At 40.1% G+C, this 23886-nt stretch carries 19 protein-coding genes; 11 read left to right on the top strand and 8 right to left on the bottom strand.

The window, feature by feature from the left end; translation table 11 throughout:
* Positions 1-6: 6 nt before the first annotated feature.
* From G7Y45_RS06185 to G7Y45_RS06220, 8 genes are all read right to left on the bottom strand, one after another.
* Entirely contained in the window at positions 7-273 is a 267-nt protein-coding gene (locus G7Y45_RS06185) for a DUF4134 domain-containing protein (protein ID WP_165016417.1), read from the bottom strand.
* A 353-nt stretch (positions 274-626) separates the two neighbouring features.
* Positions 627-1391, bottom strand: a complete 765-nt coding sequence (locus G7Y45_RS06190) for a hypothetical protein (protein ID WP_165016273.1) — start codon at positions 1389-1391, stop codon at positions 627-629.
* A 4-nt stretch (positions 1392-1395) separates the two neighbouring features.
* Entirely contained in the window at positions 1396-1704 is a 309-nt protein-coding gene (locus G7Y45_RS06195) for a DUF3408 domain-containing protein (RefSeq protein WP_165016271.1), read from the bottom strand.
* Positions 1705-1716: 12 nt separating this feature from the next.
* A complete protein-coding gene (locus G7Y45_RS06200) occupies positions 1717-2496 on the bottom strand; it encodes a ParA family protein (protein WP_165016269.1) in 780 nt (259 codons plus the stop codon).
* 458 nt (positions 2497-2954) lie between these two features.
* A complete protein-coding gene (locus tag G7Y45_RS06205) occupies positions 2955-3341 on the bottom strand; it encodes a DUF3408 domain-containing protein (protein WP_165016266.1) in 387 nt (128 codons plus the stop codon).
* A gap of 6 nt (positions 3342-3347) precedes the next feature.
* A complete protein-coding gene (locus tag G7Y45_RS06210; protein ID WP_165016264.1) occupies positions 3348-3743 on the bottom strand; it encodes a DUF3408 domain-containing protein in 396 nt (131 codons plus the stop codon).
* 548 nt (positions 3744-4291) lie between these two features.
* A complete protein-coding gene (locus G7Y45_RS06215) occupies positions 4292-5011 on the bottom strand; it encodes a TetR/AcrR family transcriptional regulator (RefSeq protein WP_165016261.1) in 720 nt (239 codons plus the stop codon).
* Positions 5008-6240 (bottom strand): aminotransferase class I/II-fold pyridoxal phosphate-dependent enzyme, encoded by a 1233-nt coding sequence (locus tag G7Y45_RS06220; RefSeq protein ID WP_165016258.1) that lies wholly within the window; start codon positions 6238-6240, stop codon positions 5008-5010. The genes G7Y45_RS06215 and G7Y45_RS06220 overlap by 4 nt, the downstream gene beginning before the upstream one ends.
* A gap of 318 nt (positions 6241-6558) precedes the next feature.
* Between G7Y45_RS06220 and G7Y45_RS06225 the strand changes: the two genes are divergently transcribed.
* From G7Y45_RS06225 to G7Y45_RS06275, 11 genes are all read left to right on the top strand, one after another.
* Positions 6559-8457 carry an O-antigen ligase family protein gene (locus G7Y45_RS06225; protein ID WP_165016255.1) on the top strand — a complete coding sequence of 633 codons (1899 nt, stop codon included), beginning with the start codon at positions 6559-6561 and terminating at the stop codon, positions 8455-8457.
* Positions 8458-8513: 56 nt separating this feature from the next.
* Positions 8514-8759, top strand: coding sequence for a hypothetical protein (locus G7Y45_RS06230; protein WP_165016252.1), 246 nt, complete (start codon positions 8514-8516; stop codon positions 8757-8759).
* A gap of 187 nt (positions 8760-8946) precedes the next feature.
* Complete coding sequence (locus G7Y45_RS06235; RefSeq protein ID WP_165016249.1) at positions 8947-10134, top strand: DUF4221 family protein; 1188 nt, start codon at positions 8947-8949, stop codon at positions 10132-10134.
* Positions 10135-10155: 21 nt separating this feature from the next.
* Positions 10156-10614: a hypothetical protein gene (locus G7Y45_RS06240; RefSeq protein ID WP_165016246.1), complete on the top strand. Its 459-nt coding sequence runs from the start codon at positions 10156-10158 to the stop codon at positions 10612-10614.
* Positions 10615-10628: 14 nt separating this feature from the next.
* A complete protein-coding gene (locus G7Y45_RS06245) occupies positions 10629-12962 on the top strand; it encodes a hypothetical protein (protein ID WP_245207740.1) in 2334 nt (777 codons plus the stop codon).
* Positions 12963-13107: 145 nt separating this feature from the next.
* Positions 13108-15438, top strand: a complete 2331-nt coding sequence (locus tag G7Y45_RS06250) for a TonB-dependent receptor domain-containing protein (protein ID WP_165018035.1) — start codon at positions 13108-13110, stop codon at positions 15436-15438.
* 137 nt (positions 15439-15575) lie between these two features.
* The gene (locus tag G7Y45_RS06255) at positions 15576-16436 is read left to right on the top strand and encodes a hypothetical protein (protein WP_165018032.1); all 861 of its coding nucleotides are present in this window, start codon (positions 15576-15578) and stop codon (positions 16434-16436) included.
* A 1160-nt stretch (positions 16437-17596) separates the two neighbouring features.
* Positions 17597-17839 carry a hypothetical protein gene (locus G7Y45_RS06260; protein ID WP_165018028.1) on the top strand — a complete coding sequence of 81 codons (243 nt, stop codon included), beginning with the start codon at positions 17597-17599 and terminating at the stop codon, positions 17837-17839.
* Positions 17840-17957: 118 nt separating this feature from the next.
* Positions 17958-19145 (top strand): DUF4221 family protein, encoded by a 1188-nt coding sequence (locus tag G7Y45_RS06265; protein WP_165018025.1) that lies wholly within the window; start codon positions 17958-17960, stop codon positions 19143-19145.
* Positions 19146-19203: 58 nt separating this feature from the next.
* Positions 19204-21540 carry a hypothetical protein gene (locus G7Y45_RS06270; protein WP_245207741.1) on the top strand — a complete coding sequence of 779 codons (2337 nt, stop codon included), beginning with the start codon at positions 19204-19206 and terminating at the stop codon, positions 21538-21540.
* Positions 21541-21654: 114 nt separating this feature from the next.
* Positions 21655-23880, top strand: a complete 2226-nt coding sequence (locus G7Y45_RS06275) for a hypothetical protein (protein WP_245207742.1) — start codon at positions 21655-21657, stop codon at positions 23878-23880.
* Positions 23881-23886 lie beyond the last annotated feature (6 nt).

Genomic DNA, 23886 nt, shown 5'->3' on the forward strand with positions numbered 1-23886 from the left:
TCTATATTACAGGAAGAAGGAACGCAGGACGGTCGCGGCGACAATTAAGAAAACACAGGCTCCAAGCCAGCTCCCGGCAACTTTGCCGGTGTCCGGGTCGCCGGACGAGAACTTGGAGTAGACTTTTATCGCGCCTATCAGTCCCACAATAGCTCCTGCAGCATATATCAATTTTGTAGCCGGATCGAAATAGCTGGACAGCATGGATGTGGCCTTTGTGATACCGGCACTTCCGTTCCCCTCTGCATAGGCACTCAGGGTGGCAACAGCTATTCATGCGATAAGTGCAACCGTCTTTTTAAAATGTCTTTTCATATATAATCTACTAATTAAATGTGAATAAAAAACTCCTTTCAAATGAACCGCAGGAAACTTCCTGCGGTTCACTGCTTGCAACCACGATGTGTTTTTTAGGATCAACCTGAGTCATAGTAACCAATCATAGATACCTCCGTTTTTAAAAGGTTAATTACTTGTTTTGAATGTTCGCTCCGGTAAGGGGAAAAGATCAACCGGAATCATAGAAGCCTCTCATATCTTCTTTTTTAAAGGGTTATATACTACGTTTTAAAAACTCACTATTCCCGGATCAACCGGAATCAAAATACGGTCTCTTGTCCATTAACTTATTTTTTATCTATTGTAGGCACATGCTCCGTGATATCAAATTCCCGGAGGATGTCGTCCTTATTTTTTCCTGTCAATAAATGGGGTTCACCCTTATCCACATACAAGCGCATATACCGTTTGAGTTTGTCGCTGCTGCCCAGAACACTCGCCTGCAGGACTCTTTCCATATTCGTGCCTTCCAACTTCTGGAAGGTCTGCCGGGCCTGTTCCTGTTCCGTTTCCGTAAGTCCGTCCGATGACATTGCTTTCTCAATCATATCCATATCGTCAAAGGTGACACCGGTTGCCCGGTGGGGATTGCTCCGCTGTACGTATCCTGTGATTTCGTAACGTTCGGGAATCTCCTCTTTTTCTTCACCGGAAGAAGGAGAGGTTTCGTGTATATAGTCGATTTCAGGATAATTCAGTCTTTGAAAAGGAGCCGGAACTTCCGGGAATTTCGTATGCTTGTCAAGGGTTTCGTGCACTTGAAGAACCGGCTCTGTTTTCTTTTCGGGAGTAAAGGTATCACTCTTTTCCATGCCGGATTCAGGCTGTCCGCTATTGTCATCCATTGTTAGTGATTGTCGCATCCGGTACCGGCTCTTACCTATGATCTCCGCTTCGGGCACGGGGATTTCCGGGTGCGTGGCGGCAGGTGCAGCCGGACGTTCCTTTTTGCCTTTTCCGCCCCTCCATGTGAAAATGTCGCCCGTATGGACATACTTTTCAATACTCAGGTAAGAGGCATAGATAAACAGGATAATAAAAAGGTATTCCATGGCCTTATGACTTTAATGACTGGTAATGTTTATCCCGTACGGCGTCGAACACTTTACCTTTTTCGGCAAAATGAAGTTCCAGAAGACGGTTGACAAAACCGGCTACAGTCACTCCGCTTCGTCCGGTGGTGCAAACCAGCGACAAGATGCGCCGGTGGTATTGGGCGTTAATATGTAAAGACTTGCTTGAGGCACACCGGTCATCACAGAGGAACATTTCCTCATAGGCTGCTATCTCTTCCCCCGTGACAGGAGCTTCGGTTGTCTTCTTCCTGCCGTTGGAAGCACTTTTCTTTTTTCTGATATTTTCCATACTGTACATATACTATAAAGTAGAAGAAGATTTTAAGCCGGCAATCCCACTGATCTCGTCCAGCAGTTCCAAAAGGCCGGAACCTTTTATTTCACGGTTATCCGGTGGAAACAGGGTGGAACGAAAAATATTGTTACGGGTATAGCTAAGCTCCCTGTTGTAGCGTTTCGTATCGGGAATACGTGTATCCAACAGTTTCATATCCGCTTTCCGCATGACCGTATCCCATGCCTGACAAGTCTCTTTTCTCTCACGGCGGTCAATCATATTCCAAAAAAGATAGACACCTTTCAAATTGCAATTATGACGGGCTACCAATTCTTCCCCGACAACTTCGGCAAATTCAAGGGAACTCTGCATGACGATATTGTCCGCTTTGAGAGGCACGAAAATATAATCCATCGAAGAGATGGTATAAATCACTCCTTCGGATCGCAACGTTCCCGGCAGGTCGAAAAGGACAATGTCAAATTCGGCTCCTTCTTTTCGCATATAATCATGCACGTCCTCCGTCGCTTTCTCCGGATCGCTCCTGATGACCGGATAAGCAAGTTTCTGAAGTTGTTCGTGCTGGCGGTAGAGGGCGACTTTCAGGAAATCACTCTTCTCCACACTTTCCATGTCACGTTCACGCATGTTGAAGATACTGTGCTGGGGGGCGTCGCAATCCACGACCCCCACCCGGTAGCCTTTCTGGTAATGCAGGATGCTGGCGACCAGAACGGTGAAAGCCGACTTCCCGACACCACCCTTCTGGCTGGCAAAGGCAATAAATAACGGTTCTTTTTTCATTTTCTTTATTTTTAAAGGATAATAATGCAATCGTGTAAAATCTGAAACCTTGATGGCGGTATCATATTTTGCGGTGTAAAGGAAAAGATTCTGCCGGCAAGATGAAATAGCCTGTCATGTATAGTCATCCGCAGTCGGTTATTGTCAGGGAAGGAACCGATGGTTGAAATTTGCTCTTTAAAATACGATTATGTGCATTGATCGTTACCTTCTGACGAGCGAGGAAGAATCGGCACGTATGTGCCGGAGTGGAAGATTTGTATCCCACGATATCTCATGGAATTGCGGTGAAAGAAAAAAAATCCCCACCCGAAAACCGAAAGCGGAATACCGGGCAGGGATCATTACAATAAAGTTTTTTTTTACTCTTAAGGTCTTATGTAACCGTATTCACGCAAATCTGCCATGAATTGCTCCGGTGTATTAATATGATTACAAGTTATGAAAAAGACAGCAGATTACCTGTCTTCTGTCATTGCATTGAGCACATCTTTGTATTCTTCGAAATGTTGCGTCAGAAGTCTATTGACAAGCCCCTCCATGGTGATATCGCCACATCCGACAGCCCATATCAGGGAGGAAAGCTGATGATGCAGGTTGGCATCAATGTGCAGGGATTTACGTTTTTCACTCCGGATGCCATGAAGAAATTTCGTTTCGTGATCAGGCATCCTGCCGGGTTGTTCTGTCTGTCCGGCAGGTTGTTCAGAAACGATACTTGCCGTATCCGTTTCTTCCGGAGGCTTGGTAACAATACGTTGCGGGGATTTGCCTCCTACCAGCTCTCTGATGGCCTGTTTATCAATTCGACGGGGATCTATCTTCTTTTTCCCGGAATTTTTCATAGGCATTTACTTTTTCTTCCAGGACTGGTAGGCTTTCCCCATCAGAGCGTCAATCAGTTCTTTGTTCTTTTCCAAATAATCTTTCAGCACCTGAGTGACAAAACCGGAAATGGTGCCACACCCTGCAGCCTTGACCAGAGTTGCGATATCCCGATGTAACTTACCATCAATATATATGGTTTTGCAGGTAGTGCCTTTAGTTATGGAAACCATATATTTTCTTTTAAACTCTTCAACCTCTTCGTCTGTGGGAGCTTTTCTTTCAGTATCAGAAATATCCGGTACCATATCAGGTTCATTTGATACAAACCTGCCCGCCATACTTTTTTGAGCGACCTTACTGATAAAATCCTTTTCGTCTATGCTGCCGGGAGCAGCTTTCTTTTTTTCCAAGTATTCCATATTGTTATCGTATTAAATTAGACATTTTTTATTATTAATATTCCATGACAAAATAAAGGAATGGAATAATCTTATGGAATACCCTGTCTGTTATAGTCACTGAAAGTCAGTTTTAGTCACGCCCTCTTACCGTAAGGGTGCCTGTGGAATATACTTATATTCTCCATTTGTAAATGCATAATACTAATATATGACAGTTGTGTATAAACAGTAAATCCCTATATACACTTGTGGAATATCTTTAAATTCTCCTTTTGCGGATGTGTAATATCAATTAAATGTGCCGAACATAGCCATGTTTAGCTTGGAAAACAAGGGCACGAAATGCGTTAATTTCTTAAATTTTTCTTCAAAGAGTCCGATGGTGCAGGGCAATACACAATTCCTATTGGAGAATGTTGTCCCCGTGGAGGGGACAGCAAGTTGTGTTTTCGTTTAACGAAAACGGAACGGTTTAACGGTATTTCACCGCCAACCGTCCTCACAGGAGAAGAGCTCCGGAGTCGCTTATTTTCTAAGATGCTCTACATGTATTATATCTGATAGAATTACAGATTTTCTATAATTGCTAAAGGCAGTTCCGTGCACTCTGCGATTGTTGTAAATTCCACATTCTTCGCTTTTAATTTTCTGGCAATTTCCAATTTTTCTTTGTCAGGGGATAATTCGTCAAAGAATTTCCTTGCCAGATAATCTATGGCATTGATAATTCTGTCTTTTCCGGCCTGGCTATTTACATCTATTCCACAAAATGTACACAAGTCACGATGCAATATTAGATAGTAAATGCCCCCTACGATTAAAGATGAAACTGCTCTAATGTCAATGGAAGTGTCTTTAAACAATTCTTGGAACTTTTCATCTAAAGGAAGCGTATGAAACTCCCGTAACTTAGCAGTACGTATAGTCGTTTCATTATTAACCGTAAGCTCCCAACTTAGCAAGTGTTGCATTATTTTATTGTCAGACAGTGAAGAAAACAGTTCTTTAAGAATGAACTTATAGCCATGTTCTGAAAATAAGTCCCCCTTATAATTCTGAAAGATACTGCTAAACCAATAGTCATATTTTCTCACGAGCTTGTCTAAGCAATCATCAAGAGTTACAAAGTTATTATAAAAAACCGAAGGTTCTACTTTGGCCTCCCTGGTAATTCCGGTTAATGTTATACCGGTGAATCCTTTTTCTTCTATTAGAGAAAGAGCTCCATTAATTATATCCTCTTCTACTTCTGATTTCGTTCTTTTTCTTCTTCTCGCTGTATTCATTTTAGTCCTATAGTATCATCAATTTCACTCAATGCATTAATTAATCTATCCATATGTTCTTTTGTATGGGATGCCAGAACGCTTACTCTCAAACGAGGTTCTTTGATCCTTACTGCCGGATATACGATTCCGTTGGTAAATATACCCTTTTCCTGTAACATTTTAGCTATTTCATATACCTTTTTATTATTTCCAATCATTATAGGGAATATAGGTGAGACCGATGCTCCGGTATCAATTCTTAGTTCTGTAAACTTGTTTCTTAAATAGTTTACGTTATCCCATAGTTTCGATCTTATTTCAGGTCTTGTTTGAATCAATTCCAATGCCTTCAAGACAGAAGCCGTAACCTGGGGCGTTATTGCGGCTGAAAAGATATTGCTATCGGCATAATATCGCAAGTACTGTATCAGCTTCTTTGAAGCGGCAACAAATCCACCTACACAACCAAATGATTTACTGAACGTTCCCGTTATTATGTCTACTTGCCCAATGCAATCAAAATGTTCGGCCGTACCTCTCCCATTCGCTCCAAATACTCCGATTCCATGAGCATCATCCAGCATTAGCATGGCATTATATTTGCGACAAATAGATATAATTTCAGGCAATTTAGCCAGATCTCCCCCTTGTGAATATACGCCGTCAATGATAACCAACTTAGTTTTGTATTTATGGCTTTCATTTTTGAGGGCCATTTCAAGGTACTCCAAATTATTGTGTGGCAAACTCTTGACATTAGTACCTAATAATCCGGAAAGGGCACTTACATGAATATATGCGTCTGTGAATGCAATATCGTTCTTTCCTAATAGTGCGCGCAATAACCCGGCGTTTGCTCCAAACCCCGATGAAAATATCAGTGCGTCTTCATGTCCGACAAATTTAGCGATATTCATTTCCAATTCCTTATGAATATCGAGATATCCACCTATGACAGGGGCGGCACAAGCTCCCGTTCCATATTTTCTCAGGGCGCTGATTCCTGCTTCAATAGTCTCCGGATTTTGAGACATTCCCAAATAATCGTTGGAAACGAAAGCTGCCACATTATTATCGGGTTCAATATGCATTGCGGCTCCTATACCGGAATCGGACTGTATCCAATAGCTCTTACACCCGAAACTATCGAGTTGGTCGATATATTTTTGAAATGCTTCCGCCCTTTCAATCGCATTAAGTTCAAGAGATAACTCGAAGTCCTTTAAAGTATACATTTTCTTTTCCATGGTATTTATGATTTCGTGATAGATGTATATGATATAGCTAAAAACTATAATGTATTGCAAATATACATATTTTCATACTTTATAATACATTGCAAATGTTAATTATGTATATATGGCTGTTCCGCTGGTTTGTTGAGATACTTTTCCTTATAGATTCATATATACATATGTAATAGAGCGGACTTTATTTATCAGCTTTAAAGGGCGGATAATTTTGAATAATGTGGTTTCCGTTAAATAATACAAATATGATCGTATTAAATAAACAATAGCTATTGTATATTGTACTATATCGCTATTTTTGCAAAAGAAGGAAGTATGATAAACTATTTTGGAAATGATAGCTTTTTCAGCTTACAAAACAAAAATGAAACAACATTGAGGAACACACTAACATACGGAAGAATACATCTCACACACTGGTATGATATAGCGCAAATGGCACTATTGGTCATAGTGATCGGTTTATTGCCTTCAGTCAGTTCCACTGAATTGATGCAGGGAACGACAAGCGGAAAGATGTTCTTTTTCTTATATGTAATTCTTGTTTATGCTATTTTATACTCTTTGAAATTTATTACGAAGCTTCCTTCCTCTATTTCGTTCAGTTATATGGACGGATTATTACTGGTATGGACAGCCTACATATTTATAAATGGATGGTTTCATCATATCCATATATCAGATAGGCTTTTAGAATTCGGAGGATTGATACTCCTTTATATTTTTTTACGGCAAATAGGGCCGTCAAAATATGGGATTGTATTAGTTGCAATGGTTTTGGGAGGCTTCGTTCAAGCTATATACGGCAACCTTCAGTTATGGGGGTACATGCCATCCCATCATGCCTTATTCAAGATGACAGGAAGTTTTTTCAATCCGGGACCGTTCGCAGGCTATTTGGCTTCTGTTTTCCCGGTAATTATTGGGGCTATCCTTTTTAAAAAGAAATATGTTCCGTTTATACCGGAAAAAGTAAGCCGGGGTATTGCTTGGGGTGGAATTGCTTTTGTTTTATTGGCATTATCAGCTTCCGGTTCGCGTGCAGCCTGTCTATCAATCGCGGCTTCTTCTCTCTTGTCGTTTATCAAACGATATTCAATAGTCCAATGGATCAAGAATTGCACTATGATAAAGCGTATCGTTTTATTCGTTTCGGTACTATTATTTGCAATTGTCTGCTTTATAGGGCTTGTGAAGATTAATACCGATTCTACCAGTGGTCGCTTCTTAGTTTGGAAAGTGGCATCCGGCATGGTTGCGGAACATCCGTTTACCGGTGTGGGTTATGATCGTTTCAAGGCTTATTATATGGATAAACAGGCCGACTATTTTAAAGAGAATCCGGATTCTTCCGAAGCTATGGCAGCCGGAGATACAGTTTATTGTTTTAATGAGTTTTTGCAGCATGCAGTTGAAACTGGTGGGATAGGCTTAATCTTCATGTTAGGGGGATTAATTTATATTTTTAGTTTGTCTAATAAATTTTTAAGTGATGAATTATGGATAGCAAAAGCAGGAATTGCAGGCATTGTCGTTTTTGCGATGTTTTCCTATCCGGCACAGATCTTACCCATTAAAATTAGCCTGGTTTGTTATCTGGCATATATTGCAATACTTACTGATAACAAAAAAACGATATCTCTACAGAAAGGGAAATACTTCTATAAAGTTGTATTTGTGGCATTGGCCATAAGTGCAGTTTTTATAGTAAGTAAAAGTTTGCCGGCATATTATACAGCATGGAAAGGTTGGAGTGTGGCTTATCAGTCTTCCCAAATGAATGATTATCCTGCCAGCGTGAAAGAAGATGTAAAGGCATGGCCATTATTAAGATATAATGGGGATTTTCTGACCCATTACGGCAAGATGCTTAACAAGGTGGGTGAATACAGACAATCCATAGATATTTTGCAAGAGGCGGCATTATATTCTCCTAATACAATAATATACATAGCTTTAGGAGATAATTATAAAGCTTTGAAGAGATTTGACGAAGCGGAACATGCATATTTGAGGGCATGGTATATGAATCCCAGTCGATTTTATCCTAAATATTTGTTAGCCAAGATGTATGATGAAACCGGGCAGGTTACAAAAGCCAAAACAGTAGCCAAAGAATTATTGGAGAAAAAAGTAAAGGTTGAATCTACGGCTATTGATGAGATCCAAACAGAGATGAAGAATATCCTAGAGAGAAATAACGAACGGAGGTAATTGTGTTAGTTTTTGACGCGTTACCTTTTATGTCTAATTTAAAAAACTTATTAACAATGAAGACGAAAGGTTTGAAGTTTTTTGGTGTTGCAGCTATGTTCGCTGTGGCAATGTTCGTGAGTGCGTCCGTTAATACGGATAAAGGTTCACAAGATGTAACGCTTGCTGATTTGGCTAACGCTACTGAAGCAAATGCTGAATGTGCTCCTTCTACAGGAGCATCATCAGATGGTTATTGTTATGAACTATCTGGTAACTGTTTTTGGAATCCGGGCTACAGAATGTGCGATCCTTGGCGTTAAGTATTTATTTTATAAGATAAAATTCTGATTACGGTGATAAAAATCAAAGGAAGGTTTCATCTCTTTTTTTAGAATATTATCTATTAATGAAATTACTTTAATCGGCTCCGAACTATTAATTTGTAAGCCACGGATATAATTCTGTGGCTTACTTTTCAAAGAAAGATACAATTGTAACATTTAGATTATGCTAAAAAAAATATTTTATATTGCTGTTATAATAGCGCTTGCAATATCTTGCACCCAAAGTAATGTCATAAGGATAGAGAACTCTAAAGAAGGTATGCTTCATAGTAGTTATCAATTGGTATTAAATGATACGAAATCATTCTGTTTGGATTCTATGACTGCTCCTAGGCCTATATATATTCAATTACTGAAAAACGCAAATGGAGAAGATTCAATACTTACCTTCCTAAACCAATACAATAATTCTATCTATTTTTACAATTATAAAAACAGCAGTTTTCTCAGTAATATTGCTTTTAACAAAAATGACAATAACAAATTCCGTCGGATAGGTGGTTATTATTATAAAAATAGAGATTCTATCTATGTCTATGATATGGCTGAAGTTAAGCTTTATCTAACTAATATGGACGGAACTATGAGGCAACCCATCCAGTTACATGATGAAAATCTGAATTGGCCGCTTTATTATCCGCAATATATGTTAAATACAGTAAATCCCATTATTGAGAATAAAGGAAAGTTACTTATGACGGGACAATACTTCCCTTCGGTTCCAATGTCTATTATTGATAAATTCCGGTTTTCCAGCTATATTGATCTTAAAACGAATCAAGTGGAATATCACTCTACATACCCTAAAGAATTATATGGCTCAGGTGCAAATTGGGAAGGTGGAATATCTACTGCCGTATACACAGTACTATCACCTGAAAATAAAGTTATTCACAGTTATCCTGTTTCACATAACTTATATATATCAGAATGGAATGGGGATGCATGTTCTATCACATATGGAGGAAGTAATGTCGCAAAAACTATTTCTTCAATAGATAGAAAGGAAACAGTGCGCACACCGAATGAGCTGATTTTATCACATTATATACAACAAGATATGTATGGAGGAATTCTTTATGACCCTTATCGTAAATTATATTATCGTTTCTTATTACAAGGAATTCCTAATGCCAGTTTAAGTACGCTTAAAGAAGAAAAGCCTATAAGCATTATTATTATGGATGATAAATTTAATTATTTAGGGGAAACTGTCATTGGTACAGGAAAAGAATGGAATTGGAAAAATTCTTTTATTACTAGTGAGGGGCTGAACATTGAATATATTGATAAGAATGATGTTGATGAGAATTATTTGACTTTCAAAATTTTCTATCCAAAAGCTGTTTGATAAATTTTAAACATTGATAATATGAAGAACTATATTTGTGGAATATTGATCATAATTGGTGCCGTTTTTATGGTATCATGTAAAGGTGGTTCTGAAAAAGTAGAAAAGGACTTTTTGACAAATACGCTTGAACAACTTAAGATTGACCAAGCATATGAATGGGTTGTGATATTACCCGGACTTGGTTGCCATGGCTGTATTCAGGAAGGCGAATTTTTTATGAAAAAGAATATATCAAATACGAAAATATTATTTGTATTGACTAATATATCATCTTTAAAAATCCTACAGCAAAAGATTGGCATTAAAATCAACGATCATCACAATATATTCGTGGACAGAGACAATCGATTCAAGTTACCGACGGAGAATGCTATCTACCCATGTATAATTCAGGTAAAAAATGGAGAAATATTACAATATGCTTTTCAATCTCCTAACACTGCTGCTTTTCATAATATGAAAAAATATCTTAAATAAAACAAGGGCTGTAGATGAAAGAAGTAATTGTACATAAAATATTTGTTCTCTTGTTAGGAATGTGTCTGGCAGTCCCTGTGATTCATTCCCAGGAATCCATAGATTCCATCGCGAGTGGCATGGAAAAGCACTTTTCCACCCATCCTTCTGAATTGATTTATTTTCAGACCGGCAAGGGCATTTACGAGACCGGCGAAGACCTTTGGTTCAAGGCCTACCAACTGGATGCTCAGACCTTTGGCTTGTCGGATAAAAGCAAGACCCTTTACCTGCAAATGGTAAATCCCGAAGACAGTGTGGTGTGGCAGGAAAAGTATCCGGTTGAGAATAGCATCGTTGCCGGCCATATCTACATAGACGAGAAACTTTCGGAAGGTGATTATTTTCTGGAGGGCTATACCAAATATTCTTTTTACAAAAACGATACTATCGGGATAACACCCCGCCGTAAAATAAAGATCGTAAAGAATATATCCCGTTCGAGAGTGACAGAACTTCCAAAAGATTCTACTTTCCGCTTCGAGTTATTTCCCGAAGGAGGTAATCTTGTTTCCGGCCTTTCATCCCAATTGGCTTTTAAAGCGACCGATGGCAGGGGGAATCCGGTGTTTGTTGAAGGAACGATCTATCAGGATAATAAACCCTTGTGCACAATAAAGAGCGTACATGACGGAATGGGAACCGTTTCGCTTACTCCTTTTAAAGATAAGACATTCCGGATTGAATTAAACAATGGGAAGAGTTATCCGTTGCCCGAAATTCACCCGCAAGGAATGGTTTTGAAACTATCGGGACGGGATAAGGAGCAATTGGATTTTGTCGTATCCCAAAGTGAGAGCTTGCCGAGCGGCCCTATATACCTGATGGGACAAATGCGCGGCATGATTTGCTGTGTGGCCAAAGGCGTATTAAGGGACAGTCTCCGTATCTCCATCCCTCTTGACAACTTTCTCTACCAGGGAATATCGGAGTTCACGCTTTTCGACAGTTCGATGCATCCTGTTGCCGAACGGTTGGTATATGTTCGTCCCGAAAAGAAGTTGTATATAACCGCTGAACCGGACAAAAAAAGTTACTTTACCCGTGAAAAGGGTACAATAAAAATAAAGGTTACGGACGAGGAGGGTAAGCCTGTCAGGGCGAACCTTGGCTTGAGTGTGTTTGACCGGGCATACGACAATCCTGCCGACCCTGTGAATATCCTGTCTTACTGCTACTTGTCATCCCAGATACGTGGAAGGATATATAATCCTACCTATTATTTCGATGAAAAGAACAACGGCCGGACAGAAGGGCTGGATCTGTTATTACTTACGCAGGGCTGGCGACGGTATGTATGGGATACGGAAGAACCGCACTACGAGAACCGACCTTTTCTGACCGATGAGATCAATGGGCTACAAACCCTTAAGGTTAAGAGTAAAAAGAAGGACGGGCAAAACCAAGGTATCGAGCAGCTTATCCAGATTTCCGGTGCGAACGGAAATTCCCAATTTATCTGGACGGATTCCACAGGACATTTTGTGGTGGATACGGAGATGATGAAAGCACTCCGTGGAGGATATGTGTATCTGAAGCCTATGCTGTCTAAAGAGTTTAAGCCTGCATTGGAGTTGACAGATTACTTTCCTCAAATAGACAGCCTAAAGAGGCATAGGCCGGATTATTATCCGGTAGCTGACTTGTCACAGTATAATAAACAGGAGGTCCTTGATTTACCTGTGGTAAGCGGTGACAGTACGATATTATTAAGTGAAGTGACGGTCACGGCCAAAGGGCATAAGCCGTTCAGGGATAAAATGATGGGGCGGCTGGATAGTTTGGCGCAAATGAACTTATCAACAGGTTGGGTGTGTACTTGCCAGGAAAAAGAACCTTTTTTGAATGATTATAATGGATATTCTCATCATCCTGCTGGTTGTCCCGGTACTGAATATAGTGGTAAAAGGTTGGCTCCTGTTAATGGAAAGAGATATACTCTTATTAAATACGAACCCAAAGGGGGAAACGGTGCATGGATAGTCACTGACATTAAATATATTACATATAATGGTCCCGAATTCAGTGAAGATGAACTTCTCCGTATGAACAACCTTTGGCGTACGAAGGGATATTATGCTTCCCGTGAATTTTACCAGCCGAACGAAATAGACATTCAATCCTCTATTCCCGATGCCCGCAATACCTTATTGTGGACTCCATCTGTCATTACTGATGAAAAAGGAGAGGCGGAAGTTGGTTTCTATTGTTCCGACATCAATACCGGATTTATCGGAATGGTGGAGGGTATTGATGGTACCGGATTGCTGGGAAATACAAGATGTGAGTTTAGGGTGATAAGGAAATAAGAGTATCATAAAGAGGTAAAGAATAATTGCTGTGGTAAGTTGACCGAAATGAAGCGGTTAACGAAATCAGCCGGGAAAAGTTCCCGTTTGAAGCCTAAAACAAGGACAGCCCTTTTTATACTCAACTATTATAAACTATAATGCGATGATGAACTATAACGAAAGGTCAAAACTGTTATTTCTTACGGTCCTCTTGTATTGCGGATCACCGATGTATATGCAGGCACAACAAACCCTACAGAAAAATACCACCGGACAAGGGAAAACTATAACAGATTCAATTAAGGCTAAGTCAGAAAAGCCTTCCGTTCTTCTGGAAGAAGTGAGGGTGACGGCCGCCCGTCCGCTGATTAAGGCAGGCTTGGATAAACTGACATATAACGTGGCATCTGACCCTGATTCCAAAAGTATGAGTATTCTGGAAATGCTACGAAAAGTGCCGTTGGTAACAGTGGAAGGAAATGATGCCATTAAGGTAAACGGGAATGGGGATTTCAAGGTCTATGTGAATGGGAAACCGAATTCAATGATGACTAACAGACCGTCGGATATCTTTCGCGGGATGCCGGCTTCATCAGTCAAAAAGATTGAGGTAATCACCGATCCCGGAGCAAAATATGATGCCGAGGGGACGGCAGGGGTTCTGAATATCATCACTGAAACGGGTACAAAGTTGGAAGGATATAACCTCGGTCTTAATGCCGGAGTAACAAATATTGCACAGATGAGTAACCTCTCCGGGATTATAAAAGCGGGAAAATTGACCTTTTCGTTGAATTATGGAATGAACTATGTAAAACCCCCGAAAGGATATCAGGAGACGGAACGTATAATGTATGCGGATGAAAACAATTACCGCCTATTCTCACATGCGGATTACCACATGAAAGCTTTAGCGCAATATGCAGAACTTGCTGGAAGTTATGAATTTGATAAATACAACTTGCTGAGTGTGTCTGCCGGAGCAGAATATTACGACCGGAAGAGCCGAACGGATATGCAGACGGGAATGTATGACAAAAGCGGGCAGGAAACATATAGCTATTTCAATGAACATATCTCAAAGGAGAAGTCGAACGGTTACTATGCCGGAGTGGATTATCAACATACATTCGGTCAGAAAGCAGGAAGTGTGACGTTCTCTTGTCGCTATGCTTCGGCCCCTTCTCCCATTACGTCCTCCAGTCTGTATAGCGATATCCGGAACTACCCGCAAAATCAGGGACTGACGGATTTGCAAAGCGTTACCGACATGCGTTCGGATGAATGCACAGGACAAGCGGACTATACTGTGACGCTGAACAAGTTACACACTGTGAGTGTGGGTGGAAAGTACATACGCCGAGTGAACAGGAGTAACAACCATGAGTCTTACCGGGCAGCGGGAACGGAGGACCCTTTCATGGGTAATCCCGATCAAACGTTGTTATACAGGCAGACGAATAATATCGCCGCAGCCTATGCCGAATACCAAGTGAACCTGAAGAAATTTTCCGCCCGGGCAGGTGTCCGTTATGAACATTCCGGTCAATCGGTAGATTATCCCGGTGAGCATACGGCAGCTCATGGGGATTTTAGTGCTGATTTTAACAATCTGGTCCCCTCTGTATCTGTTGGTTACCGCTTGAGTGAAACGAAGATGCTGAAGTTTGCTTATAATATGCGTATTTCGCGTCCAAATATCTGGAACCTGAATCCTTATGCCGACCACTCTGACCCTACAGTTGTCAAAAAGGGAAATCCCGATTTGAAAACCGCCACTTCACATGGTGTCGGTCTTACTTTCAACTCTTTTACCCGCAAATTCAGCGTGAATGCGAGTGTCGGTTTCGATATGTCCGATGATGGCATTAGCAACTATTCATACATGGATGCTGATGTTCCGGATATAGGATTGATGGCTACTGATGCAGGTAACATTCTGGTCAGGACTTACGGAAATATTCTCAGTCGGAAGGATTTGTATGCGAGCCTGTACCTGAATTATATGCTGACCAAAACTACCGTGCTGACTGTCAATGCCCGTGGAGCTTATACTGACTTTAAAAGCAACCAACTTCAGCAACACAATTATGGCTATACCGGAAATGTCTCCGTTTTCCTTCAGCAACATCTGCCATGGAAATTGAATTTTAGTGCGGCTTATGCCGCTATCAGTCAGGGGATAAACTTACAGGGGCATTCCAACGGTTCTTCCTCCTGTCGTTTCACTTTGATGCGTTCGTTCTTAAAAGAAGACCGCTTAAGCATAAGCATTTACGGTACTAATATTTTCTCCAAAGAATTGAGGATGGAAAATGTGACACAAACGTCGGATTTCAGCGACCGCTTTACAAATGTACGGCGTGATTACCGTATGTATGGCGTAACTGTCAGTTTACGCTTGGGGAAATTACGTGCAAAAGTGAAACGGACGGCGAAGAGTATTCGGAATGACGATGTAATCCAAGACGGAAACCCGACAGAAAACAAATGAATATAAAAGTATACTGAGCGGAATTTAAAATGAAGGAATTATCTGCTCTAAAAAGATATTTATTATATGTTTTGTAAATTATTGATTTTAAGTTTTTTGTATTTGATTCGCTTATTAATATTAAAATTTATAGTAGTATGGAAAATTTTCGAATGCATGCAGTATGTTGTACTTCCGGTGGTTATAAAAATGTATTTGCTCAGGGGGTATTAAAAGCTTTGAGTGATAATTCAATGCAGGCTGGAGCATATGCTTCATGTTCATCTTCCGCTTTAATTGCTGCTTATGCGGCAATTGGACAAATAAGAAAACTCGATATATCGCTTTGGGCGGATGGTTATGACATCAGTCAGAAAACCGGTAATCAAAGTCAGGCCATGCTTAGTTCCATAGAAAAACTGTCCCCAGATATCAAAGATAATCTTTGGCGGCCGTCCAGCAGTCGACTTTTAGTTTCAGTCAGCAAAGTAAAAACACAAACAGCTATGGAAATTACACAATCAGAACAGGCCAAAAGGCTTGGTCAGAGGCTGTTGATAGATGCCTTGAGACATCGTGCAGATTGGAGAGATCAACATCTTGAAATGAAATTATTCGATACGATGCAACATTTGGAAACCCAGATGTTAACTGAGCAAAATCTGAATGAAGTTTTATATGCTACGACGAGAATGCTACATGCGTGGGATATTCCGGCTTTTATTGACAAGGAAGCATATATTGATGGAAGCTATACTACTTCATGCTTAATATTTCCTTTGATAAGATTGGGATATAAGAAAATTGTATATATCAATACTGAACACGATAAAATATATTTGGATTTATTTACCGAGTTACAATCGCTGCCCCAAAATGAAAAGGTTCTTATTGATATTGTCAAACCCGATTTCAATCTAGCTGAATTAGGAGTGGATTTCTATACGATAAAAGGGGAAGGATTGCAGCAAGTCTTTTCATATGGATACCAGAAGGGTATTGAGTATATTAACCGCTAATAGATTTATCAATCTTCATATTAATGAATATGGAGGACATTGCCCTTTCTGTCCCAAAGAGATATCTAATTGGATGAAAACAGAACTTAAAAACAGTATATGTTAAATAAATTGAAGCTAAGTGCTTAAGGGGTTGATATGAATAAATGTGCTATTTAATTGATTGTCAATAAAATAAAAGTGGAGGGTTCTGTTTTTTTAGTATCAAATTATAATACTTAAAACAAATGCCGTTATCTTTTCAGAGACTAAGGTTACAGAAATATATTGTTTGGCAGATAATTTCAGCCAAGCATTTGCATTGTAATAAGAAAAATATATGATTGAAGAGAAATAGATTAAATTCTATGTTTATTCCTAAAATTGTAGACGGCAGGAAACTGTTGAAACAGAGATATTTCTTGAAGAATATCGAAGGAAAGCTCCGTTTGAGAAGCTATTTCCGAACAGAATGCAATTGATGGTCAAAGTAAAGAGCAAGATGAAGAACTCCTTGATGAGTGTGGAGTACAGAGTTCTGCTCAGGAAAGGACAATAATAGAAACGGTTTATAAGGTAAAGACTATCACAACAGCAGTATTCCTCCCCTTCTGGAAAATACAATGCAGCCTTAGTTGTTCTCAAGCATTGACTCTAAGAGGTATATCATTCTACCTTTTTGCCTAAAGTAGTTATATAGTAAAAATCACCACGTTAAATAATGTTGGCTTACCTGTTATTTAATAACAAATAGCTATTGTATATTATTGTTTTTTTTTAATTTTGCAACTAAGGATTGAAGTAACACTGGCTGTAAAAGAATAGTGCCTAACTTAAAGCAAAACGTGAAAAGCATGCTAATCTTCAAGAAAAATGTCCGTAGGGCATGATACCATAGTAGACCTCTATTTCTCTTTGATGGAGAGAGCTTAACAGCTATTACTTTAATGAGTTTTGTAGATTGCTATTGATAATGGAGAAACTGGTCTGACCTTGATGCTGAGAGTATTTATCTTATTGAATAAATCTTTTGATGATGATTTTGGATTATAAAGGTAATCTCTACGGTAGTTGATGGAATACAAGCAGAGATAAAGAATATTTTTAATGAAGATAAAGAATGAGGGATTATGCCATATGGCATAAAGCTTTTTATATTAACAACTTTAATACTTGTCGAAATGAAAACAAAAAGTTTGAAGTTTTTAGGTGTTGCGGCTATATTTGCTGCGGCAATGTTCGTGAATGCATCCGTAGGTACGGATAAAAGTTCACAAGATGTTAATCTTACCGATTTGGCCAATGCCACTGAAGCAAATGCTGAATGTGTTGGTGGCGGATTTGCAAGCGGCAAATGCTTGAGCTTAAGCCAAGTTTGCGTTTTTGCTGTAGGTTATAGCGAATGCGATCCTTACAGCATGTAAAAGAATAGAGCTGCGAGGGATTATTTCACAAAACAAATCAATACAAAAATATTTTTTGTTATATAAGTGCTTTTGAAAAAAACCGAACAGCTCTTTCTTAACTTTAATATTAATAAAAATGTTACGTAAAGCATATTATTTAGGATTGTTTTTACTTATTGTGTCATGTTCAGAGAATACAATAAATATCAAAAACGATCAAGAAGGAAAGCTACAAGCCACCTATCATTTAGTAGAAAAAAGTGATAAGGTGTTCCGCTTAGATTCTGAAACAGCACCTAAGCCACCCTATATGCAGATATTTGAAGATTCCTTAAAAAAGCGCATCCTAACACTTTTAAACCCGTATAAAAATGCCATTTATTTCTACAATTATGAAGACTCCGGGTTTATAAAAAAGATCATCTATCCAAGGGAAGGTGCCAATGCAGTTTTAAGATTATCTGGTTATTATATTAAAAACACGGATTCTATCTATATTTATAATATGCCGATGACAGAAGTCATTTTGAGCAATAGTTTAGGGTATGTTAATAAACGAATTTCGCTTCGGGGAAATGTCTCGGACTGGCCTAATTATTATCCTCAGTATTTATTGGCAACTATAAATCCATTTATTCATATTGGTGATGAATTGCTATTAACCGGCCAGTCATTCACCTCTATTCCATCCGCAAATCTCCATAGATTCAAATTTGCTGCTTATATAAATATGCATAATAACAAGGTTGAGTTTCACCATATCTATCCTGAAGAAATTTATGGTTCCAATTCAAACTGGGAGGGCGGTTTACCAACGCAGGTTTATCCGGCATTGACTCCACATGGTGAATTAGTATTTAGTTTTCCCGCATCGCATAATTTGTACATAACAAAATGCAACTCCGAAACATACACAAAAATATATGGAGGAAGTAACATTGCTACTACAATCCATTCCATTGATTTTAGTGATCCAGCGGAAACCCCCAATCAATTAATTACAGAAAACTATCTACGTGAAGATATGTATGGTGGTATCTTATACGATTCCTATCGAAAGATATACTATCGCTTCTTATTGCAAGGAATTCCTAATGCTACTATTAGTTCAGCTAAAGAAGAAAAGCCTATAAGCATTATCATGATGGATGATAAGTTCAATTATTTGGGGGAAACTACCATAGGGACAGGTAAAAAATGGAATTGGGAAAATTCTTTTGTTACTCGTGAGGGACTAAACGTTGAGTATCTTGATAGTAAAGACATAAATGAGGACTATTTGATCTTTAAAATTTTTGTGCCTGAAGCTATTAAAAACATATAAAGTATTATTGTGTAAAAGCATACTGTACAAAATATCTTAAATAAAACAAGGGTTATAAATGAAAAAAGTAATTGTACATAGGATATTGGTTCTCTTGTTAGGAATGTGTCTAGTATTCCCTATGGTTCATTCCCAGGAATCCATAGATTCCATCGTGAGTCGCATGGAAAAGCACTTTTCCTCCCGTCCATCTGAATTGGTCTATTTTCAGACCGGCAAGGGCATTTACGAGACCGGCGAAGACCTTTGGTTCAAGGCCTACCAACTGGATACTCAGACCTTTGGCTTGTCGGATAAAAGCAAGACCCTTTACCTGCAAATGGTAAATCCCGAAGACAGTGTGGTGTGGCAGGAAAAGTATCCGGTTGAGAATAGCATCGTTGCCGGCCATATCTACATAGACGAGAAACTTTCGGAAGGTGATTATTTTCTGGAGGGCTATACCAAATATTCTTTTTACAAAAACGATACTATCGGGATAACACCCCGCCGTAAAATAAAGATCGTAAAGAATATATCCCGTTCGAGAGTGACAGAACTTCCAAAAGATTCTACTTTTCGCTTCGAGTTATTCCCCGAAGGAGGTAATCTTGTTTCCGGCCTTTCATCCCAATTGGCTTTTAAAGCGACCGATGGCAGGGGGAATCCGGTGTTTGTTGAAGGAACGATCTATCAGGATAATAAACCCTTGTGCGCAATAAAGAGCGTACATGACGGAATGGGGACCGTTTCGCTTACTCCTTTTAAAGATAAGACATACCGGATTGAATTAAACAATGGGAAGAGTTATCCATTGCCCGATATCCATCCGCAAGGAATGGTTCTGAGACTATCGGGACGGGATAATAAACAATTGGATTTTGTCGTATCCCAAAGTGAGAGCTTGCCGAGCGGCTCTATATACCTGATGGGACAAATGCGCGGCATGATTTGCTGTGTGGCCAAAGGCGTATTAAGGGACAGCCTCCGTATCTCCATCCCTCTTGACAACTTTCTCTACCAGGGAATATCGGAGTTCACGCTTTTCGACAGTTCGATGCATCCTGTTGCCGAACGGTTGGTATATGTTCGTCCCGAAAAGAAGTTGTATATAACCGCTGAACCGGACAAAAAAAGTTACTTTACCCGTGAAAAGGGTACAATAAAAATAAAGGTTACGGACGAGGAGGGTAAGCCTGTCAGGGCGAACCTTGGCTTGAGTGTGTTTGACCGGGCATACGACAATCCTGCCGACCCTGTGAATATCCTGTCTTACTGCTACTTGTCATCCCAGATACGTGGAAGGATATATAATCCTACCTATTATTTCGATGAAAAGAACAACGGCCGGACAGAAGGGCTGGATCTGTTATTACTTACGCAGGGCTGGCGACGGTATGTATGGGATACGGAAGAACCGCACTACGAGAACCGACCTTTTCTGACCGATGAGATCAATGGGCTACAAACCCTTAAGGTTAAGAGTAAAAAGAAGGACGGGCAAAACCAAGGTATCGAGCAGCTTATCCAGATTTCCGGTGCGAACGGAAATTCCCAATTTATCTGGACGGATTCCACAGGACATTTTGTGGTGGATACGGAGATGATGAAAGCACTCCGTGGAGGATATGTGTATCTGAAGCCTATGCTGTCTAAAGAGTTTAAGCCTGCATTGGAGTTGACAGATTACTTTCCTCAAATAGACAGCCTAAAGAGGCATAGGCCGGATTATTATCCGGTAGCTGACTTGTCACAGTATAATAAACAGGAGGTCCTTGATTTACCTGTGGTAAGCGGTGACAGTACGATATTATTAAGTGAAGTGACGGTCACGGCCAAAGGGCATAAGCCGTTCAGGGATAAAATGATGGGGCAGCTGGATAGTTTGGCAAAGGCGGATTTGAATAAAGCATGGGTATGTACATGTCCTGAATCTATGCCTTATTTGAATGATTATAATGGATATTCTCATCATCCTGCCGGTAGTCCCATGGCTGAATATCGTGGTAAAAGGTTGGCTCCTGTTAATGGAAAAAATTATGAACTTATTAAATACGAACCCAAAGGGAGAAGTGATGGTGCATGGGTAGTCACTGACATTAAATATATTACATATAATGGTCCCGAATTCAGCGAAGATGAACTTCTCCGTATGAACAACCTTTGGCGTACGAAGGGATATTATGCTTCCCGTGAGTTTTACCAACCGGACGAAATAGACATTCAATCCTCTATTCCCGATGCCCGCAATACCTTATTGTGGAGCCCATCCATCATTACAGATGAAAAAGGAGAGTCCACTGTATCTTTCTATTGTTCCGATATCAATACCGGATTTATCGGAGTGGTAGAAGGTATTGATGGTACCGGATTATTAGGAAATGCAAAATGCGAGTTTAGGGTATTAAGAAAATAAGGGCTGTAAATGAAAGAAGTGAATGTACATAGAATATTTGTTCTCTTGTTGGGAATGTGTTTAGCATTTCCTATAGTACACTCTCAGCAGCCTGTAGACTCTGTTGCTAATCGCATGGAAAAGCATTTTTCCTCCCGTCTTTCTGAATTGATCTATTTTCAGACCGGCAAGGGCATTTACGAAACCGGTGAAGACCTTTGGTTCAAGGCCTACCAACTGGATGCTCAGACCTTTGGCTTGTCGGATAAAAGCAAGACCCTTTACCTGCAAATGGTAAATCCCGAAGACAGTGTGGTGTGGCAGGAAAAGTATCCGGTTGAGAATAGCATCGTTGCCGGCCATATCTACATAGACGAGAAACTTTCGGAAGGTGATTATTTTCTGGAGGGCTATACCAAATATTCTTTTTACAAAAACGATACTATCGGGATAACACCCCGCCGTAAAATAAAGATCGTAAAGAATATATCCCGTTCGAGAGTGACAGAACTTCCAAAAGATTCTACTTTCCGCTTCGAGTTATTTCCCGAAGGAGGTAATCTTGTTTCCGGCCTTTCATCCCAATTGGCTTTTAAAGCGACCGATGGCAGGGGGAATCCGGTGTTTGTTGAAGGAACGATCTATCAGGATAATAAACCCTTGTGCACGATAAAGAGCGTACATGACGGAATGGGAGTCGTTTCGTTTACTCCCTTTAAAGATAAGACATACCGGATTGAATTAAACAATGGGAAGAGTTATCCATTGCCCGATATCCATCCGCAAGGAATGGTTCTGAGACTATCGGGACGGGATAATAAACAATTGGATTTTGTCGTATCCCAAAGTGAGAGCTTGCCGAGCGGCCCTATATACCTGATGGGACAAATGCGCGGCATGATTTGCTGTGTAGCCAAAGGCGTATTGAGGGACAGCCTCCGTATCTCCATCCCTCTTGACAACTTTCTCTACCAGGGAATATCGGAGTTTACACTTTTCGACAGCTCGATGCGTCCTGTTGCCGAACGGTTGGTATATGTTCGTCCCGAAAAGAAGTTGTATATAACCGCTGAACCGGACAAAAAAAGTTACTTTACCCGTGAAAAGGGTACAATAAAAATAAAGGTTACGGACGAGGAGGGTAAACCTGTCAGGGCTAACCTTGGCTTGAGTGTGTTTGACCGGGCATACGACAATCCTGCCGACCCTGTGAATATCCTGTCTTACTGCTACTTGTCATCCCAGATACGTGGAAAGATATATAATCCTACCTATTATTTCGATGAAAGGAACAACGGCCGGACAGAAGGGCTGGATCTGTTATTACTTACGCAGGGCTGGCGACGGTACGTATGGGATACGGAAGATCCGCACTACGAGAACCTGCCTTTTCTGACCGATGAGATCAATGGGCTACAAACCCTTAAGACCAAAAGTAAAAAGAAGGACGGGCAAAACCAAGGTATCGAGCAGCTTATCCAGATTTCCGGTGCGAACGGAAATTCCCAATTTATCTGGACGGATTCCACAGGACATTTTGTGGTGGATACGGAGATGATGAAAGCACTCCGTGGAGGATATGTGTATCTGAAGCCTATGCTGTCTAAAGAGTTTAAGCCTGCATTGGAGTTGACAGATTACTTTCCTCAAATAGACAGCCTAAAGAGGCATAGGCCGGATTATTATCCGGTAGCGGACTTGTCACAGTATAATAAACAGGAGGTCCTTGATTTACCCGTGGTAAGCGGTGACAGTACGATATTATTAAGTGAAGTGACGGTTACGGCCAAAGGACATAAGCCGTTCAGGGATAAAATGATGGGGCGGCTGGATAGTTTGGCGCAAATGAACTTAAATAATATTTGGGTTTGTGGCTCTTGTGGCCTCTTACTAAATTATAAACCAGGATATGATGGACATCATTCTGTTAATAATTGTCCGGCTAAAAGTATGAGTCGCCCAATTGATGGACATACTTATAAAATTGCAAAATACGAACATTTTGAACCCACAAGTTATGGTGTTCCCTTTCGTGTTATAGATATCCAAGAGGTAGTCTATCATGCTCCGCAATATAGCGAGGATGAGCTATTAAAAATGAATAACCTTTGGCGTACGAAGGGATATTATGCTTCCCGTGAGTTTTACCAACCGGACGAAATAGACATTCAATCCTCTATCCCCGATGCCCGCAATACCTTATTGTGGAGCCCATCCATCATTACAGATGAAAAAGGAGAGGCCAGTGTATCTTTCTATTGTTCCGATATCAATACCGGATTCATCGGAGTGGTAGAAGGTATTGATGGTACCGGATTATTAGGAAATGCAAAATGCGAGTTTAGGGTGATGAGGAAATAATCATTT

Origin of the sequence: Bacteroides sp. ZJ-18, assembly GCF_011038705.2 — a bacterium.
Lineage (GTDB): Bacteria > Bacteroidota > Bacteroidia > Bacteroidales > Bacteroidaceae > Bacteroides > Bacteroides hominis.

Excerpts from the sequence above, each read along its gene's own strand:
- G7Y45_RS06205 (WP_165016266.1), bottom strand. The coding sequence starts at position 3,341 with ATGAAAAATTCCGGGAAAAAGAAGATAGATCCCCGTCGAATTGATAAA.
- G7Y45_RS06250 (WP_165018035.1), top strand. The coding sequence starts at position 13,108 with ATGATGAACTATAACGAAAGGTCAAAACTGTTATTTCTTACGGTCCTC.
- G7Y45_RS06260 (WP_165018028.1), top strand. The coding sequence starts at position 17,597 with ATGAAAACAAAAAGTTTGAAGTTTTTAGGTGTTGCGGCTATATTTGCT.
- G7Y45_RS06220 (WP_165016258.1), bottom strand. The coding sequence starts at position 6,240 with ATGGAAAAGAAAATGTATACTTTAAAGGACTTCGAGTTATCTCTTGAA.
- G7Y45_RS06225 (WP_165016255.1), top strand. The coding sequence starts at position 6,559 with ATGATAAACTATTTTGGAAATGATAGCTTTTTCAGCTTACAAAACAAA.
- G7Y45_RS06230 (WP_165016252.1), top strand. The coding sequence starts at position 8,514 with ATGAAGACGAAAGGTTTGAAGTTTTTTGGTGTTGCAGCTATGTTCGCT.
- G7Y45_RS06210 (WP_165016264.1), bottom strand. The coding sequence starts at position 3,743 with ATGGAATACTTGGAAAAAAAGAAAGCTGCTCCCGGCAGCATAGACGAA.
- G7Y45_RS06215 (WP_165016261.1), bottom strand. The coding sequence starts at position 5,011 with ATGAATACAGCGAGAAGAAGAAAAAGAACGAAATCAGAAGTAGAAGAG.
- G7Y45_RS06240 (WP_165016246.1), top strand. The coding sequence starts at position 10,156 with ATGAAGAACTATATTTGTGGAATATTGATCATAATTGGTGCCGTTTTT.
- G7Y45_RS06270 (WP_245207741.1), top strand. The coding sequence starts at position 19,204 with ATGAAAAAAGTAATTGTACATAGGATATTGGTTCTCTTGTTAGGAATG.
- G7Y45_RS06200 (WP_165016269.1), bottom strand. The coding sequence starts at position 2,496 with ATGAAAAAAGAACCGTTATTTATTGCCTTTGCCAGCCAGAAGGGTGGT.
- G7Y45_RS06235 (WP_165016249.1), top strand. The coding sequence starts at position 8,947 with ATGCTAAAAAAAATATTTTATATTGCTGTTATAATAGCGCTTGCAATA.
- G7Y45_RS06195 (WP_165016271.1), bottom strand. The coding sequence starts at position 1,704 with ATGGAAAATATCAGAAAAAAGAAAAGTGCTTCCAACGGCAGGAAGAAG.
- G7Y45_RS06245 (WP_245207740.1), top strand. The coding sequence starts at position 10,629 with ATGAAAGAAGTAATTGTACATAAAATATTTGTTCTCTTGTTAGGAATG.
- G7Y45_RS06190 (WP_165016273.1), bottom strand. The coding sequence starts at position 1,391 with ATGGAATACCTTTTTATTATCCTGTTTATCTATGCCTCTTACCTGAGT.
- G7Y45_RS06265 (WP_165018025.1), top strand. The coding sequence starts at position 17,958 with ATGTTACGTAAAGCATATTATTTAGGATTGTTTTTACTTATTGTGTCA.
- G7Y45_RS06255 (WP_165018032.1), top strand. The coding sequence starts at position 15,576 with ATGGAAAATTTTCGAATGCATGCAGTATGTTGTACTTCCGGTGGTTAT.
- G7Y45_RS06275 (WP_245207742.1), top strand. The coding sequence starts at position 21,655 with ATGGAAAAGCATTTTTCCTCCCGTCTTTCTGAATTGATCTATTTTCAG.